17 protein-coding genes and 1 tRNA gene are annotated in these 14997 nt (G+C 63.0%); 13 read left to right on the top strand and 5 right to left on the bottom strand.

Features of this window, described 5'->3' with window-relative positions:
- Positions 1-83 precede the first annotated feature (83 nt).
- The 6 genes from C8C93_RS05315 (at position 84) to C8C93_RS05290 (ending at position 4791) form a co-directional block, all read left to right on the top strand.
- Complete coding sequence (locus C8C93_RS05315; RefSeq protein ID WP_121506144.1) at positions 84-1133, top strand: AraC family transcriptional regulator; 1050 nt, start codon at positions 84-86, stop codon at positions 1131-1133.
- A 62-nt stretch (positions 1134-1195) separates the two neighbouring features.
- On the top strand, positions 1196-2680 hold the full coding sequence (locus C8C93_RS05310) for a YdiU family protein (RefSeq protein WP_121506143.1): 1485 nt from the start codon (positions 1196-1198) through the stop codon (positions 2678-2680).
- Positions 2677-3090, top strand: coding sequence for a peptide-methionine (R)-S-oxide reductase MsrB (gene msrB / locus C8C93_RS05305; RefSeq protein WP_055394045.1), 414 nt, complete (start codon positions 2677-2679; stop codon positions 3088-3090). Before C8C93_RS05310 ends, msrB begins: the two co-directional genes overlap by 4 nt.
- Before the next feature lie 25 nt (positions 3091-3115).
- Complete coding sequence (locus C8C93_RS05300; RefSeq protein WP_055394047.1) at positions 3116-3664, top strand: septation protein A; 549 nt, start codon at positions 3116-3118, stop codon at positions 3662-3664.
- A 13-nt stretch (positions 3665-3677) separates the two neighbouring features.
- Entirely contained in the window at positions 3678-3938 is a 261-nt protein-coding gene (locus C8C93_RS05295) for a BolA family transcriptional regulator (protein WP_055394049.1), read from the top strand.
- Between the two features lie 67 nt (positions 3939-4005).
- Positions 4006-4791 carry a peptidylprolyl isomerase gene (locus tag C8C93_RS05290; protein ID WP_055394051.1) on the top strand — a complete coding sequence of 262 codons (786 nt, stop codon included), beginning with the start codon at positions 4006-4008 and terminating at the stop codon, positions 4789-4791.
- Between the two features lie 150 nt (positions 4792-4941).
- Here the strand turns inward: C8C93_RS05290 and C8C93_RS05285 are convergent, their stop codons facing one another.
- The 4 genes from C8C93_RS05285 to C8C93_RS05270 form a co-directional block, all read right to left on the bottom strand.
- Positions 4942-5736, bottom strand: a complete 795-nt coding sequence (locus C8C93_RS05285) for a DUF1624 domain-containing protein (RefSeq protein WP_121506142.1) — start codon at positions 5734-5736, stop codon at positions 4942-4944.
- Positions 5737-5907: 171 nt separating this feature from the next.
- A tRNA-Pro gene (locus C8C93_RS05280) sits at positions 5908-5984 on the bottom strand.
- A 206-nt stretch (positions 5985-6190) separates the two neighbouring features.
- Entirely contained in the window at positions 6191-6442 is a 252-nt protein-coding gene (infA, locus tag C8C93_RS05275) for a translation initiation factor IF-1 (protein ID WP_010465645.1), read from the bottom strand.
- Positions 6443-6668: 226 nt separating this feature from the next.
- Complete coding sequence (locus C8C93_RS05270; RefSeq protein WP_121506141.1) at positions 6669-7694, bottom strand: HPP family protein; 1026 nt, start codon at positions 7692-7694, stop codon at positions 6669-6671.
- A 689-nt stretch (positions 7695-8383) separates the two neighbouring features.
- Here C8C93_RS05270 and C8C93_RS05265 point away from each other — a divergent pair.
- From C8C93_RS05265 to asd, 7 genes are all read left to right on the top strand, one after another.
- A complete protein-coding gene (locus C8C93_RS05265; protein ID WP_121420383.1) occupies positions 8384-9571 on the top strand; it encodes an ABC transporter substrate-binding protein in 1188 nt (395 codons plus the stop codon).
- A gap of 155 nt (positions 9572-9726) precedes the next feature.
- Complete coding sequence (locus C8C93_RS05260; RefSeq protein ID WP_055394059.1) at positions 9727-10368, top strand: LysE family translocator; 642 nt, start codon at positions 9727-9729, stop codon at positions 10366-10368.
- A gap of 21 nt (positions 10369-10389) precedes the next feature.
- Positions 10390-11253 carry a branched-chain amino acid ABC transporter permease gene (locus C8C93_RS05255; protein WP_121420385.1) on the top strand — a complete coding sequence of 288 codons (864 nt, stop codon included), beginning with the start codon at positions 10390-10392 and terminating at the stop codon, positions 11251-11253.
- A 73-nt stretch (positions 11254-11326) separates the two neighbouring features.
- Positions 11327-12325, top strand: coding sequence for a branched-chain amino acid ABC transporter permease (locus C8C93_RS05250; RefSeq protein ID WP_121506140.1), 999 nt, complete (start codon positions 11327-11329; stop codon positions 12323-12325).
- Positions 12318-13091, top strand: a complete 774-nt coding sequence (locus tag C8C93_RS05245; protein ID WP_055394062.1) for an ABC transporter ATP-binding protein — start codon at positions 12318-12320, stop codon at positions 13089-13091. The genes C8C93_RS05250 and C8C93_RS05245 overlap by 8 nt, the downstream gene beginning before the upstream one ends.
- 1 nt (position 13092) lies before the next feature.
- Positions 13093-13806 (top strand): ABC transporter ATP-binding protein, encoded by a 714-nt coding sequence (locus tag C8C93_RS05240; RefSeq protein WP_055394064.1) that lies wholly within the window; start codon positions 13093-13095, stop codon positions 13804-13806.
- Positions 13807-13868: 62 nt separating this feature from the next.
- Entirely contained in the window at positions 13869-14720 is an 852-nt protein-coding gene (gene asd, locus C8C93_RS05235; RefSeq protein ID WP_121506139.1) for an archaetidylserine decarboxylase, read from the top strand.
- A gap of 60 nt (positions 14721-14780) precedes the next feature.
- On the opposite strand, the gene C8C93_RS05230 is transcribed toward asd, so the two are convergent.
- Complete coding sequence (locus C8C93_RS05230) at positions 14781-14990, bottom strand: hypothetical protein (RefSeq protein ID WP_055394068.1); 210 nt, start codon at positions 14988-14990, stop codon at positions 14781-14783.
- Positions 14991-14997: the final 7 nt, after the last annotated feature.

The following is a 14997-nucleotide window of genomic DNA, read 5'->3' as shown; positions in this document are numbered from 1 at the left end:
CTATCGCAACCTTGCCAAAACACTGACTTCAGGCCACCACCGCGCGTAAACCCTGATCCGCCATTTCTTCCATTCGCCACCCCATGACTCCCCGCACAAGCTCTGCCGCCTGGGTGCGCGGCATCACCGACATGATGGCCGCCGAAGGCTTGCCTGCTGCCGAGTTATGCGCCGAAGCAGGCATCGATCTGGCGGCGCTGCAACTGCCACAAACCCGTGTGGACGTGGACAAGATCAGCCGCCTGTGGGAGCTGGCGGTGGCACGTTCGGGCAAGGTGGCGCTGGGACTGTGCCCGCAGCTCACGGCGCGCTACGGCAATGTGGATGTGGTGGGCTACGCGCTGGCGTCCGGCCCCAACCTGTTGGTGGGTTTTCAGCACCTTACGCGCCACATGGCGGTGATCTCGGACTGCACCACCTTCGCGCTGGATCACGATGCACGCGGCTACTGGATCTCCATCGCGCACATCGGCGCCACCCGCCCCATTCCGCGCCAGCGTGTCGAATACGCCCTGCTCACACTGTTCACGCTGTGCTGCTGGCTCACACGCCGGGAGCTTCGCCCTCTGGCTGTGGAGCTGACCACGCCACAACCCGCCGCTACCGGTGAGGCGCCCTACCATGTGGCGTTTGGCATGCTGCCCCGCTTCGGGCAGGCAGCCAACCGGTTTTTGCTGGCCGAGGCAGATCTGCGGGCCGACATCCCCACACACAACCCCAGCCTGTGGGCCCTGCACGAGCGGCTGGTAGAGACCGAACTGGACCACCTGGGCCAGTCTCTCACCAGCACACGCGTGCGCACCGAGGTAGCCCGCATCCTGCACCGGGGCGAGCCCCGCCGCGAAGACGTGGCCGCGCGCCTGCACCTGACGGACCGCACGCTGCAGCGGCGCCTGCAGGCCGAATCCGTCAGTTACCAGCAGTTGCTGGACGACACCCGCTGTGAACTGGCACGCCAGTACCTCAGCGACGAGCGCCGAAGCCTGGCCGAGGTGGCCGACCTGCTGGGCTTTGCCGACCAGAGCAACCTGTTTCGGGCCTGCAAGCGCTGGTTTGGCCTCCCGCCGGGCCAGTACCGCGCGCAGGTGCTGTACCCCGAGGCCGAAGGCCAAGACTCTACCCAGGCCGCATAGGCCGGGCCGTGGTCCAAGGCCCTGCAAGCGCCGGGGCATCCGGGGTGCGAGACAATCCACCCATGAACCTGCCTGCCGAAAGCGCGACCCCCACCGCCGATATCGGCCTGGCCTGGAAGCACGGATTTACCGCCCTGGGACCAGACTTTTTCACCGAACTGCGCCCCACTCCGCTGCCCGCCCCCCACTGGGTGGGCAGCAGCACTGCCGTTGCACAGCTGATCGGCCTGAACGCTGACTGGCTGCAGCGGGACGAAGCCCTGCAAGCCTTCACCGGCAATACGCTGCTTGCAGGCTCTCGGCCCCTGGCCAGCGTCTACAGCGGCCACCAGTTCGGCGTGTGGGCCGGCCAACTGGGTGATGGCCGCGCCATCTTGCTGGGAGAAACTGCGGCGGGCCTCGAAATCCAGCTCAAGGGCGCTGGCCGCACCCCCTACTCCCGCATGGGCGACGGGCGCGCTGTGCTGCGCTCCAGCATCCGTGAATTCCTGTGCAGCGAGGCCATGCATGGCCTGGGCATTCCGACATCGCGCGCACTGTGCATCACCGGTTCGCCCGCACCCGTGCGCCGCGAAGAGGTTGAGACGGCCTCCGTAGTGACGCGGGTGGCCCCCAGCTTTGTGCGTTTTGGCCATTTCGAGCACTTCGCGGCCAACGACCTGCAAGCACAGCTCAAGACCTTGGCCGACTACGTTATCGACCGCTACTACCCCGAATGCCGGGACACCCGCGACTTCGGCGGCAACGCGTATGCCGCCCTGCTACAGGCCGTGAGCGAACGCACCGCACACCTGATGGCACAGTGGCAGGGAGTGGGCTTTTGCCATGGGGTGATGAACACCGACAACATGAGCATCCTGGGGCTGACCATTGACTACGGTCCTTTCCAGTTTCTGGACGCCTTTGTGCCCGGCCATGTGTGCAACCACAGCGACAACCAGGGCCGCTATGCCTACAACCGCCAACCCAATGTGGCGTACTGGAACCTGTTCTGCTTGGCGCAGGCTTTGTTGCCGCTGATCGGCGACCCGGAGCTGGCAAAAGGTGCCCTGGAGTCCTACAAAACCGTCTTCCCGGAAGCGTTCATGGCCCGCATGCGCAGCAAACTGGGGCTGGCCCAGGCACGCGAGAAAGATGCAGAACTGATCGACGGCATCTTGGTGCTGCTGGCCCAGAACGCCGTGGACTACACCATCTTCTGGCGCCGACTGTCGCACGCGGTGCAGCAGAACGATTTTGAGCCGGTGCGCGACCTGTTCGCCGACCGAACCACCTTTGACGGCTGGTTGCTATCATATTCAGAGCTATTAGCGCTTGATAATCAAGCTCTGGCGGCCAATTTGATGCTAAAAACCAATCCCAAGTTTGTTTTGCGCAACCACCTGGGCGAGCAGGCCATACGTGCCGCGAAACTTGGCGACTTCAGCGAACTCCAAACCCTGCAGCGGCTGCTGGAGCACCCCTTTGACGAGCACCCCGGGCACGACGCCTACGCAGCCTTCCCGCCCGACTGGGCCTCTTCCATCGAAATCAGCTGTTCATCATGACCTACCCCGTTCAGAAATCCGATGCCGAATGGCAAGCCATCCTCAAGGACAAGGGCGCCGAGCCCGTCGCGTTGCAGGTGACGCGCCACGCCGCCACCGAGCGGCCATTCACCGGCAAATACGAAGCCCATTGGGCCGATGGCAGCTACCACTGCATCTGCTGCGGTGCGAAACTGTTCGATTCCGTCACCAAGTTCGACGCCGGCTGCGGCTGGCCCAGCTTCTCGCAAGCCATCCCCGGCGCCATCACCGAGATCGTGGACCGCAGCCATGGCATGGTCCGCACGGAGACCGTGTGTGCACAATGCGGGGCCCACCTGGGCCATGTCTTTGAAGATGGCCCCACCCCCACCGGCCTGCGCTACTGCATGAACTCGGCCTCGCTGGATTTCGAATCCGGCAAGGACTGAGCCCCGAGACCCGCCCCCTGACCCCATGAAAATTCTGATCGACTTCTTCCCCATCCTGCTGTTCTTCGGGGCCTACAAGTTCTATGGCATCTATGTGGGCACTGCGGTGCTGATGGGTGCCACGGTCGCTCAAATGGCGCTGATCTACGCCATCGACCGGCGCCTGCAGACCATGCACAAGGTCACCCTGGTGCTGATCCTGCTGTTCGGCACGCTCACGCTGGTGCTGCAGGACGACCGCTTCATCAAGTGGAAGCCCACGGTGCTGTACGGCGCCATGTCCATCGCCCTCGCGGTGGCGGTGTGGGCCATGAAGAAGAACTTCCTCAAGATGCTGCTGGGCAGCCAGCTGACGCTGCCGGAGAGCGTGTGGCACCGGCTGAACGTCGCATGGATCGTGTACTGCGCCTTCATGTCGGCCATCAACGCGTATGTCGTCGTCAACTTCAGCACCGAGGCCTGGGTGGATTTCAAGCTCTGGGGCTACGCCTTCCCGCTGGTCTTCCTGGTGGGCCAGGGCATCTATGTGGCGCCCCACATCAAGGGCGACGAAGGCGACGAGCCTGCTGCCTGAAGGACAACCTGCCATGACCTCCCTCGCTCAGCAAATGCACCAGACCCTGGCGGACCGTCTTACACCCACCGCCCTGGAAGTGCTTGATGAAAGTGCCGCCCATGCAGGGCACGCGGGCGCCAACGGCACCGGCTTTGGCACCCATTTTCGGGTGCGCATTTCGTCACCTTTGTTTACAGGCAAGCCCCGCGTCGCGCAGCATCGCCTTGTGTATGATGCGCTGCAAGAATTTATTGACCAAGGCGTTCACGCCCTCGCCATTGAAGTTCTCTGAACCGGCCCCCATATCCTCTGTTGCCGGAACTCAGCTGGCAAACAACCTCTCATTTTTTGGATTCCGCATGAAGAAACAGCTCCTGTCCGGCCTCGTGGCCGCTGCCGTGCTGGGCACGTTGGCCCTGCCCGTTTCCGCCCAGAATGTCGCCATCGTCAATGGCAAGGCCGTGCCAAAAGAGCGCGTTGAAGCCCTCAAGCAGCAGGTGGAACGCTCGGGCCGTCCTGTAACGCCTGACATCGAAGGCCAGATCAAGGAAGAAGTCATCACCCGCGAAATCTTCATGCAGGAAGCGCAAAAGCGCGGCCTGGAAGGCTCGGCAGACTACAAGGCACAAATGGATCTGGCCCGCCAGACCATCCTGATCCGCGAACTGTTCGCCGACTACCAGAAAAAGAACCCCGTGACCGACGCCGAGATCCAGGCCGAGTACGACAAGTTCGTGGCAGCCAACAGCGGCAAGGAATACAAGGCCAGCCACATCCTGGTGGAAAAGGAAGCGGATGCCAAGGCCATCATCGCCTCCATCAAGAAGGGCGCCAAGTTTGAAGACATCGCCAAGAAGCAGTCCAAGGACCCAGGTTCTGGCGCCAAGGGTGGCGACCTGGATTGGGCCAATCCTTCGAGCTACGTGAGCGAATTCACGGAAGCCCTGGTCAAGCTCCAAAAGGGCAAGATGACCGACGCTCCCGTGAAGAGCCAGTTCGGCTGGCACGTTATCCGCCTGGACGACGTGCGCCAGGCAGAACTGCCCAAGCTGGAAGAAGTGAAGCCCCAGGTGGCCCAGCAACTGCAACAGCAAAAGCTGGCCAAGTTCCAGGAAGACCTGCGCGCCAAGGCCAAGGTCGAGTAACTGGCAAGGCAACTGCGCATCTGCTTTGGCAATGCACTCAAAAAACGCGGCCCAGGCCGCGTTTTTTTATGGGCGGGTGGAAAGCGCCCCACGGTGACCGGAGCGGCAGCGGGGCCTATGGGTGCAGACCCCAAAGCGGTCCCCGGCCCACTAACCCCTCGATATCCAGGCTACCGCCATCAGCAGCCCAATCATGACCGGCTGGTGCACCATGTAGTAGCTCAGGCTCCACCGCCCCAGCAGTGCCAGCGGCTGCAACCCTTGGGGAAACCGCCACCCCAGCCAGTGGCCCCGACCCGCAGCCATGGCCCATTGGCCGGCAGCCAGCCCCCACCACAACACCCCCAACCAAGGCAGCACGGGTACGTAGTCTTCGGTAAAAGGCTTGCGCGACACCAGACCCAGCCAGTTGAGCGCGCGCCCATTGAACCAGGGCGCAGCGTCGGCCCAGGCACCCGCCAAAAGCTGGTGCGCTACCGATGGCAACGCCACAGCCACCAACCCGGCAAGCCACAGCCACCTCCCCCACCCTGCGGTACACCGGGCAATGAGCAGCATTACGGCCATGCCATGCAGCACGCCAAAATGGATGAAGCTGTGGGGAAACATCACGAACGACCCCGCAGACACCAGCAGCGCGCAACCAGCGATCTGCAACCACCGCCGACCAAACCGAGCCCACCCCTGTCCCTGGTGCAGCGCAATGGCCTGCCCCAGCCCGGCGCAGAACAGGAACAAGCTCACGATCACCGTCCGCTGCGAGGTCCAGAATGGGTCGGCGCGGAAATTCTGCGGCCAGAGGCCCAGATGGCTCAGGTCAAAGCAAAAGTGGAAGACCGTCATCCACACCATTGCCAGGCCGCGCAATGCATCTACGCTGTCATAACGTGGTGACGGCTGGAGCGAGGAGAACGGGGCAGGCGGCAAGGGAAGCGCACGGTTCATGGCAATACCAGCGGAAGGTGTCGGTGCGGACACTTGCCCGCCCTATGGGCCCGATGGTACGCAAATCCAACTCCGTCTTGCCACGCGGGTCGAACCATACATTCCAACAAGCAAAAAGAATGCGGGCAAGAAAAAAGGCCTTGCAGCATGTGCTGCAAGGCCTTCAAACATTGGTCGGAGCGGCGGGATTCGAACTCGCGACCCTCTGCTCCCAAAGCAGATGCGCTACCAGGCTGCGCTACGCTCCGACAGCTCGTATTCTAACCCGGCAATTTCCCTGTTTTTGGTTCAACGCGTGCTTTTTGTGATTTTTTTAAAAGCACGGTGCGAAGACCTGAACCGGGAAAGCACCGCCTCTGGGAGAAACAGTGCGCAGATGAAGGAACACAAGAAACCGTTTGCCCCAAGAGCCGGAACAAGCAAGCGCCAGTCCGTGTCTCCCCGGGGCCGAATATCAACGATTGCCCGAAGGGCCGGGACCGCGACCGGCCAGATGGCGGAACGTGATGCGTCCTTTGGACAAATCGTAGGGCGACATTTCCAGCGACACCTTGTCACCCGCCAGAATGCGGATGTGGTGCTTGCGCATCTTGCCGCCCGTGTAGGCGATCAGTTGGTGACCGTTGTCCAGCGTCACGCGAAAGCGCGAGTCGGGAAGGACTTCCGTCACGGAGCCTTGCATTTCAATGAGTTCTTCTTTGGCCATGTTCTATCTTTTCAAAACAAATATTCTGTGATCGGCACCTGACGCTTGTGCATCCACCACGGCAGCTACGGCGTGGTCGGTGCTCGACACACGGTGCATTGCGGGCGGTGGGAGTCGCTGCACCCGGGGCGCAGATCAGGCAGAGGGCCGGGGGAGACGGCTTCAATGGACAGGCATAAGCACTGTGCAAAGCCTGTCAATTGTACCGCGATGTACCGTGTCTTGCCTATGGGGCAGCTTGCTCTTCGGTCGGCGCACGCCCGCGCACCGAGGTGGGGCCCGCAGAGCCTCCCTCGTCGCGCCCTTGCACAGCTGCTGCCAACGTCCGCACAAGGTCCGTCTGTGTGATCACTCCTACCAGACGGCCCTCGCTCTCCACAATGGGAATATGGTGGTGCCCGCCCTGGGAAAACAGAGGGACGAGATCCATGGCGTGCTGCCCCACGTGGGCCACCTGGACCGGGTGCGACATGATTTCGCCCACATTCTGGGGCTGCCCCGTACGCCCCATGACTAGTGTCCGCAAACGCTGCCCCAAACCTTCATGCATATCCAGGTTGGCCAGCCGCATGAAGTCCGCCACCGTCACGATACCTACCACCAGGCGTTGAGCATCCACCACGGGCAGCGCCTTGATCTGCTGGGCGCGCATCAACGCCCAGGCGTCTTTAAGGGAAACCCCCGCCTCCACCGCAAACGGTGGCCTGGACATGATGTCCGAACAGCGAACCTCCCCCAGCGTCCGCTGGAAGGCTGCACGGCCCGCCAAGTGCAACAGCCCTTCCAGATCGGCACGGCTCACGTCCAGCACCTGGTTGTAGTGTGCCAACGCTGCATCCACATCCGAGGCGGTAAAAGCGCCCTGAGCAATATCGGTTCGGGCTGCCATCCGCTGAGGATGGGGGTACCGGCGCCCTGTCAGGCCGTTGTAGACCACGGCCGAGACCAAGAGAACGATCACATTGAACAGGATGGGAAATGCGGCCAGATGCCACCCGTCCCCCGCGGTCAGCACGACATACAGCGCCATTGCTCCGCCCGGTGGATGCAGGCAACGCAGGGGCACCATCAGCGCAATAGCCAACCCCACCGCAACCGCCCCTGCAAGTGCCGGGTCCGGGATGAACGCGGAGCAAATGGCGCCCACCAGCGCAGACAAAGTACTTCCTCCCAGGACCGGCCAGGGCTGGGCCAGTGGACTGGACGGCATGCCAAACACCAGGACCGCACTCGCCCCCAGCGATGCCACCATCCAGGGACCTGCGCTGCTTCCCCCTGCCCACCAGCGGCTGAGTAATCCCGTCAACAGTACACCGATCACGGCGCCCACAATGAAGCGAAGCCTTTCGCGTCCGTCGATACCTAACGGTGCGGGCCAGAAATGGCGCAACCACCGGGCTAGACGCACCCGCATGGATTGGGAACTGGACGATGAAGATGGGGGTGATGAAAGGGGCATGAAGCAATCGGAAACATGCGGTTTGCCCGCCTTCCGGCGAGACGGGGCGCACCCCCTTCAAGAGCTGGCAACACCGGTCTCCAGCGTCACCCATGCCTCCATTTTGCAGGGCATTGAAGCACTCCCACCCAGAGGGCCACTGCACTCGCGGCCAAACGACCCGTCACGGCTCTTAGAACCGTGCCTATGCTCGAAACTACTGATACCGGAGGCTCAAATAGCTGCCCACAGCAAAAATCACACGATCTATACTGCACAAAAAACACAAAACTGCACTTTAATTCATAAACTTGGTTCTATGTCCGTCAAGCAGCCCTTGGTAAACCCATCATCGGCGAGCCTCTGCCGCCGGGCCCGATTGCAGTCCTCGGGCACCTCGCAATGCGGGAGCCCCTTGCCCAACGGTACGGGTAACCCATAGGTATTCACCACCGAGTGCTTGCAGTAAATTACTTTAAGCCTAAACAAAGGAGACAAGTCCAATGACCACCCGCCGCCTCGTCATCAGCCATAGCGCCGCCCTCGTGGGCGCCGCATCTACAGGGCTGTTGCTGCCCTCCATCGTGCGTGCGCAAAGCGGCAAGGTGCGCGTGGGCTTCATGCTGCCCTACACCGGTACCTTTGCACAACTGGGGGTCGCCATCGAGAACGGCGTGCGCCTGGCCATAGACCAGCAGGGTGGCAAGCTCGGCGGTCGCGAGATCGAATGGTTCAAGGTGGACGACGAGTCCGAGCCCAGCAAGGGTGTCGAGAACGCGAGCAAGCTGGTGCAGCGCGACAAGGTGGATGTGCTGATTGGCACCGTGCATTCAGGTGTGCAGATGGGCATTCAGAAGGTGGCGCGCGATACGGGGGTTCTCAACCTGATTCCCAACGCCGGCGTGCATGCCGCCACACGCGCACTGTGTGCCCCCAACGTTTTCCGTACTTCGTTCAGCAATTCCCAGCCCACGCTGGCCCTGGGCAAAGCCATGGTCGAAAAGGGCCACAAGAAGGCTGTGTGGATCACCTGGAAATACGCGGCAGGGGACGAAGCCTTCGAAGGCTTCAAGCAAAGCTATACCGCAGCCGGCGGCACCATCGTGAAGGAACTGGGCCTGCCTTTCCCCAACGTGGAATTCCAGGCGCTGCTGACCGAAATCGCCGCCCTCAAGCCCGACGCCGTGGCCTGCTTCTTCGCGGGCGGCGGTGCTGCCAAGTTCATCAAGGACTATGCGGCCGCAGGCCTCAAGGACAAGATTCCGCTGTACGGCTCGGGCTTCCTCACCGAAGGCGTGCTGGACGCCGCCGGCCCCGCTGCCGACGGCATCATCACGACCATGCACTACAGCGACTCGCTGGACACACCGCGCAACAAGCAATTCCGCCTGGAATACGCCAAGGCCTTCCGCAGCCAGCCCGATGTGTACGCGGTACAGGGCTACGACACCGGCCTTCTGCTGGTGCAGGGCGCCAACGCCGTCAAGGGCGACCTGTCCGCCAAGGCTGCCGTCATCAAGGCGATGGAAAGCGCCACCATCGACAGCCCGCGCGGCAAGTGGACGATGAGCAAGGCACACAACCCCGTGCAGGACATCTACCTGCGCCGCGTCGAGAACAAGGAAAACAAGGTGATTGGCATTGCCGCCAAGGCCCTGGCCGACAGCGGTGCCGGCTGCCGCATGGGCTGACGCGCTCACCCCACTGCCCGGGGCACGGCGCGTGCTGGACTTCGGGTCCGGTCCGCCCCGCAGCTTTGACACAATGCATTGATGGACTGCCGCCATGGCAGGCCTGTCTGCTGTGCGCCCGGACTTTGCGGCCACCTTGCCTTCCACCCAATCCTATGTCGCTCAGTACCTACCTGCTCTACCTTGCCGCAGTGGCCCTGCTGGTTCTTTCGCCCGGCCCGACGATGCTCATGTGCATGACCAATTCTCTGCAGCACGGCCCGCGCAAGGCCCTCGCCGCTGCTGCAGGCAGCGTGACGGCAGTGCTGGGCACCATGCTGCTTTCGGCCCTGGGCCTTGGCGCATTGCTGGCGGCATCGGAAACCGCCTTCTGGGTGCTCAAGGCTGCCGGCGCGGCGTATCTGATCTGGCTTGGCATCAAGACATTTCGCAGCCAGACCACGGTGTTCGACGAGATGCCCGCCAACAGCACGCAGACCAAGGCCGTGGTGCCCGCGCGCAAGCTCTACATCCAGGGTCTCATCGTGGGCGGCAGCAACCCCAAGGCCCTGCTGTTCTTCACGGCGTTCTTCCCCCAGTTTCTGGACCCGACCGCCGCATGGGCGCCGCAGTTTGCCGTGCTGGCAAGCACCTTTGTGGCTTTTGAATTCACGGTTCTCACGCTGTGTGCACTGGGTGTAGCACGGCTGGCACCCGTTTTGCGCTCTGGCGCACGCATGCGCTGGTTCAACCGCATTTCGGGCGGCCTGTTCACGTTGATGGGCACCCTTTTGCTGGCGACACGCCGCGCTACCTGATCCCCTGTCTCTTTGCCCACCATGGACTTCGCCACTTTCCTGATCCAGTTGCTCAACAGCGTGCAGTACGGGCTGCTGCTGTTCATGCTGGCCGCCGGCCTGACGCTGATTTTCGGAATCATGGGGGTGGTGAATCTGGCGCACGGCAGCTTTTACATGCTGGGGGCTTACCTGGGCTATTCGCTGTCGGGCCACTTTGGCAGCCTCACGCTGGCCATCCTGGGGGGTGCCGTGCTGGCCGTGTTGTTTGGCCTGGCGCTGGAGTGGCTGCTGTTTCGCCACTTCTACCACCGCGACCACCTGGACCAGGTGCTGCTGACCTTCGGCCTCATCTACATCTTTGAGGAACTGCGCTCCATCCTCTGGGGGGACGACGTGCACGGCGTCCCGATTCCAGCGATGCTGGACTGGTCCATTCCGCTCACCGACACCCTTTCCTACCCGGTCTACCGGCTGTTCATCTCCGGCGTGTGCATGGCGCTGGCGCTGGGCCTGTACCTGCTGATCTCCAAAACGCGGCTGGGCATGAAGATCCGCGCGGGCGCCTTCAACCGCGACATGGCCGAATCGCTGGGGGTGAACATCAAGCTGATCCACGCCATCGTCTTTGCGCTGGGCGTGGGCCTGGCGGCCGTCGCGGGCATGGTGGCCGCGCCGGTATCCAGCGTCTATCCCAACATGGGCTCGTCCGTTCTCATCATGTGTTTTGTGGTGGTGGTGATCGGCGGCATAGGTTCCGTGCGTGGCGCCCTGATCTCGGCCCTGCTTGTGGGGCTGGTGGACACCTTTGGCAAGGTGTTGCTGCCATCGATGGCCGGAATGCTGGTCTACATGCTGATGGCGGCTGTGCTGCTGTGGAAACCCGAAGGCCTGTTCAAACAATGATGACCCCGATGCTTGCCACTGTCACTTCGCGCGCTTCCCACACCATACACGCTTCGCAGCCCGGCGCCCCCCTATGAGTACCCCCCGCGCCCATATCGAAGTGCTGCCGCGCAGCGTGCAATTCGCCCTGGCACTGGGGCTGGCTGCGCTGCTGCTGTTCCCGGTCGTCGGCAGTGATTTCTACGTGCAGATGGTCACACGCATGATGATCATGGCCATCTTCGCAATGAGCCTGGATCTGCTGCAGGGCGTGACCGGCCTGGTGTCGCTGGGCCATGCCGCCTACTTTGGCGTGGCGGGCTACGCGCTGGCCTTTCTCACGCCCGCCGATACGCCGGTGAGCCTGTGGTGGTCGCTGCCGCTGGCCGTTGCCGGTGCCGGGCTGGTGGCGCTGGTCATCGGCTTCTTTGTGGTCCGCACCCACGGCATCTACTTCATCATGGTCACGATGGCGTTCGCGCAGATGGTGTTCTACCTGTTCTTCGACAACAAGGTGCTGGGCGGCTCGGACGGGCTGTACATCAATTTCCGGCCCGACGCCTCCATCTTTGGCTGGCTGCCTTTTGACCTCGAAGGCCGCAAGACCTTCTACTACTTCACGCTGGCGCTGGTGGTCATCGTCTATGTACTGCTGCGCCGCCTGCTCTGGAGCCCACTGGGCCGCGCACTTTCGGGCATCCGCATCAACGAGCACCGCATGCGCGCCATGGGTTTTGGCACGCGCGGCTACAAACTCACCGCGTTCACCGTGGCGGGTGCGCTGGCAGGCCTGGCGGGCTACCTGTGGGGCGCACAGACGGGCTACGTAAACCCTGAGCTGATGGGCTTTCACATGAGCGCGCACGCCATCATGATGATCATCCTGGGCGGTATGGGCAATTTTGCGGGAGCCATCGTGGGAGCGTTCGCGTTCGAGTACCTGCTGCATGTGTTCAAGGACATCACCAAACACTGGCAGCTGCTGATGGGCGGTTTTATCGTGCTGGTGGTGGTGGCAGCGCCGCGTGGGCTGCTGGGCATGCTGGGGCAGCGCCGGGCCGCCAAGGCGCAGGAGGATTCTCACCATGGCTGATGCTCTGCTCTCGGCCCGCCAGCTCACCAAACGCTTCGGAGGCCTGGCCGCTGTCAACGGCGTATCGTTGGACCTGTGGCGTGGTCAGATCCATGCCGTGATCGGCCCCAACGGCGCGGGCAAGTCCACACTGACCAACCTGCTCTCGGGCGACCTTCCACCGAGCGCGGGCCAAGTGCAACTTGGCAGCACCGATGTGACCGGCTGGGCGCCCGAACGCATCTCGCGCCAGGGCCTGGGGCGCAGCTACCAAAAAACCAACATCTTTTTGCCGCTCACAGTGCATGAAAACGTGCGCCTGGCCGCGCAGTCGCGCGATGCGCAGCAGCCCTGGAACCCGCTGCGCTGGTGGCAGGACACACGTGCAAACACTATCAAAAACAGCGCTACCAACGCCCGCCTGGAAAGCGCTATCGAGCTTTCTGGCTTGAAAGACCGGCGCATGGCGATTGCCGGCGCCATGAGCCACGGCGAGCAGCGCCAGTTGGAGATCGCCATGACCTTGGCCACGGAGCCCCAGGTGCTGCTGCTCGACGAGCCCCTGGCGGGCATGGGCGTGGCCGAAGCGGAACGCATGGTCGAGCTGCTGCAGCGCCTCAAACCCGCCCACGCCATCATGCTGGTGGAGCACGATATGGATGCCGTGTTTGCGCTGGCTGACCGTCTCACGGTGATGGTCAACGGCGAGGTGATTGCGCATGGCACACCGCCCGAGGTGCGCGCCGATGCCACCGTGCAGGCGGCCTACCTCGGAGAGGACCACTGAGATGACCACTCCATGGATCGATGCCAAGGGCATCCACACCTTCTACGGCAGCAGCCACATCCTGCACGGCATTGATTTCACCGTGGGCCAGGGCGAAACCATCGGCCTCATGGGCCGCAACGGCATGGGCAAGAGCACCCTGCTCAAGTCCCTGATGGGCCTGATCAAGCCCCGCTCTGGCAGCGTGGCCGTGGCGGGCCGCGATATGACGGGCAAGCCACCCTATGAGGTGGCGCGCCTGGGCATCGCGTACGTGCCGGAAGGCCGTGGCATTTTTGGCAACCTGAGCGTGGTCGAGAACCTGCAGATGGCCGCGCGCGCCGGCACACGCGGCCAGCGCGATTGGACCTACGAGCGTGTGCTGGAGACCTTCCCGCGCCTGAAGGAGCGCCTCGGCCACGGCGGCCAGCAGCTCAGCGGGGGCGAGCAACAGATGCTGACCATTGGCCGCGCGCTGATGACCAACCCCGACGTACTCATCCTCGACGAGGCCACCGAAGGCCTGGCCCCGCTGATCGCCCGCGAGATCTGGCGCATCTGCAGCCTCATCAAGGACAGCGGCATCAGCAGCGTCATCGTGGACAAGAACTGGAAACACGTCACGCAGATCACCGACCGCAACATCATCCTGGTCAAGGGCCAGGTGGTGTTCGAGGGCAGCTCCGACGCATTGCACGCGCAGCCGCAACTGCTAGACCAGTACCTCGGGGTATAAGAATGCGGCCGATGGCGCCCCGCCGATAGAATCGTCCGCTTTCGTCTTCGAGGGGTTCGCCCGTGTCCGATCGCCTGGCAGTTCTGCCGCAATACCTCCTGCCCAAGCAGGCACTGACCACCCTGGCTGGAAAATTTGCGTCGGCCCAGTTGGGCGGACTGACCACCTCGGTGATCCGCCACTTTGTGGCCCGCTATAACGTCAACATGGCCGAGGCCGCCAACCCCGACATCACCAGCTACGCATCGTTCAACGACTTCTTCACGCGTGCGTTGAAACCCGGGGCCCGCCCGCTGGCGGCGGCAGACCTGATCTGCCCGGTGGACGGCGCCATCAGCCAGTTTGGTCCCATCGCGAAGGACCAGATTTTCCAGGCCAAGGGGCACACCTACTCCACCACCGCGTTGGTGGGCGGCGATGCGGAAGCAGCAGCCCGTTTTGACAACGGCCACTTCGCCACGCTGTACCTCAGCCCGCGCGACTACCACCGCATCCACATGCCCTGCGCGGGCGAGCTGACGCGCATGGTGCATGTGCCGGGCGATCTGTTTTCGGTGAACCCGACCACGGCACGAGGTGTGCCCGGCCTGTTCGCGCGCAATGAACGCGTGGTGTGCTTTTTTGAGTCGGCCCAGGGGCCCTTTGTGCTGGTGCTGGTGGGCGCCACCATCGTGGGCAGCATGGCCACCGTGTGGCACGGGCAGGTCAACCCGCCACGCACGGGCACGCTGCGGCAGTGGGACTACGCCAAAGGTCAGGTCAGCCTGCAGCAGGGTGAAGAAATGGGCCGCTTCCTGCTCGGCTCCACGGTGGTGATGTTGTTTCCCCAGGGGCCATTGCAATTCAACCCGCAGTGGGCTCCGATGCGGGCGATTCAGCTGGGCGAGGCCATGGCACAGCGCGGGGCGGTCTGAGCGACCGCAGCCTTGCGACAGGCAAAGGGTGGTAAGCACCCTGCCCTGTGCACCAGCCCGTCAGATCCGGTCCGGGACGCGCGTCAGCTGAAACGCGGTGGGGGCCAGTTGCAGGGTGTCGGGGTGCACGGCAGTGTCGTTGCCCACCAGATAGATCATCAGCGCATTGCGGCGGATGACCACATGGCTGACTGTTTCGCGCTGCTGCTTCCACTGGACGGAAGCGCCAGGCTTGAAATGGGGCATGTAGTAATAGGCGGTTGGATCCATGGGGTGC

This window comes from Acidovorax sp. 93 (assembly GCF_003633835.1).
Taxonomy (GTDB): domain Bacteria; phylum Pseudomonadota; class Gammaproteobacteria; order Burkholderiales; family Burkholderiaceae_C; genus Acidovorax; species Acidovorax facilis.
Note: the sequence above shows the minus strand (reverse complement) of the source record. Positions and strands in the feature narration are given on the sequence as shown.

What these genes read in the sequence shown, in the direction of transcription:
- C8C93_RS05315 (WP_121506144.1), top strand. Translation starts at nt 84, where the DNA reads ATGACTCCCCGCACAAGCTCTGCCGCCTGGGTGCGCGGCATCACCGAC.
- C8C93_RS05310 (WP_121506143.1), top strand. Translation starts at nt 1,196, where the DNA reads ATGAACCTGCCTGCCGAAAGCGCGACCCCCACCGCCGATATCGGCCTG.
- msrB (WP_055394045.1), top strand. Translation starts at nt 2,677, where the DNA reads ATGACCTACCCCGTTCAGAAATCCGATGCCGAATGGCAAGCCATCCTC.
- C8C93_RS05300 (WP_055394047.1), top strand. Translation starts at nt 3,116, where the DNA reads ATGAAAATTCTGATCGACTTCTTCCCCATCCTGCTGTTCTTCGGGGCC.
- C8C93_RS05295 (WP_055394049.1), top strand. Translation starts at nt 3,678, where the DNA reads ATGACCTCCCTCGCTCAGCAAATGCACCAGACCCTGGCGGACCGTCTT.
- C8C93_RS05290 (WP_055394051.1), top strand. Translation starts at nt 4,006, where the DNA reads ATGAAGAAACAGCTCCTGTCCGGCCTCGTGGCCGCTGCCGTGCTGGGC.
- C8C93_RS05285 (WP_121506142.1), bottom strand. Translation starts at nt 5,736, where the DNA reads ATGAACCGTGCGCTTCCCTTGCCGCCTGCCCCGTTCTCCTCGCTCCAG.
- infA (WP_010465645.1), bottom strand. Translation starts at nt 6,442, where the DNA reads ATGGCCAAAGAAGAACTCATTGAAATGCAAGGCTCCGTGACGGAAGTC.
- C8C93_RS05270 (WP_121506141.1), bottom strand. Translation starts at nt 7,694, where the DNA reads ATGGTGGCATCGCTGGGGGCGAGTGCGGTCCTGGTGTTTGGCATGCCG.
- C8C93_RS05265 (WP_121420383.1), top strand. Translation starts at nt 8,384, where the DNA reads ATGACCACCCGCCGCCTCGTCATCAGCCATAGCGCCGCCCTCGTGGGC.
- C8C93_RS05260 (WP_055394059.1), top strand. Translation starts at nt 9,727, where the DNA reads ATGTCGCTCAGTACCTACCTGCTCTACCTTGCCGCAGTGGCCCTGCTG.
- C8C93_RS05255 (WP_121420385.1), top strand. Translation starts at nt 10,390, where the DNA reads ATGGACTTCGCCACTTTCCTGATCCAGTTGCTCAACAGCGTGCAGTAC.
- C8C93_RS05250 (WP_121506140.1), top strand. Translation starts at nt 11,327, where the DNA reads ATGAGTACCCCCCGCGCCCATATCGAAGTGCTGCCGCGCAGCGTGCAA.
- C8C93_RS05245 (WP_055394062.1), top strand. Translation starts at nt 12,318, where the DNA reads ATGGCTGATGCTCTGCTCTCGGCCCGCCAGCTCACCAAACGCTTCGGA.
- C8C93_RS05240 (WP_055394064.1), top strand. Translation starts at nt 13,093, where the DNA reads ATGACCACTCCATGGATCGATGCCAAGGGCATCCACACCTTCTACGGC.
- C8C93_RS05230 (WP_055394068.1), bottom strand. Translation starts at nt 14,990, where the DNA reads ATGGATCCAACCGCCTATTACTACATGCCCCATTTCAAGCCTGGCGCT.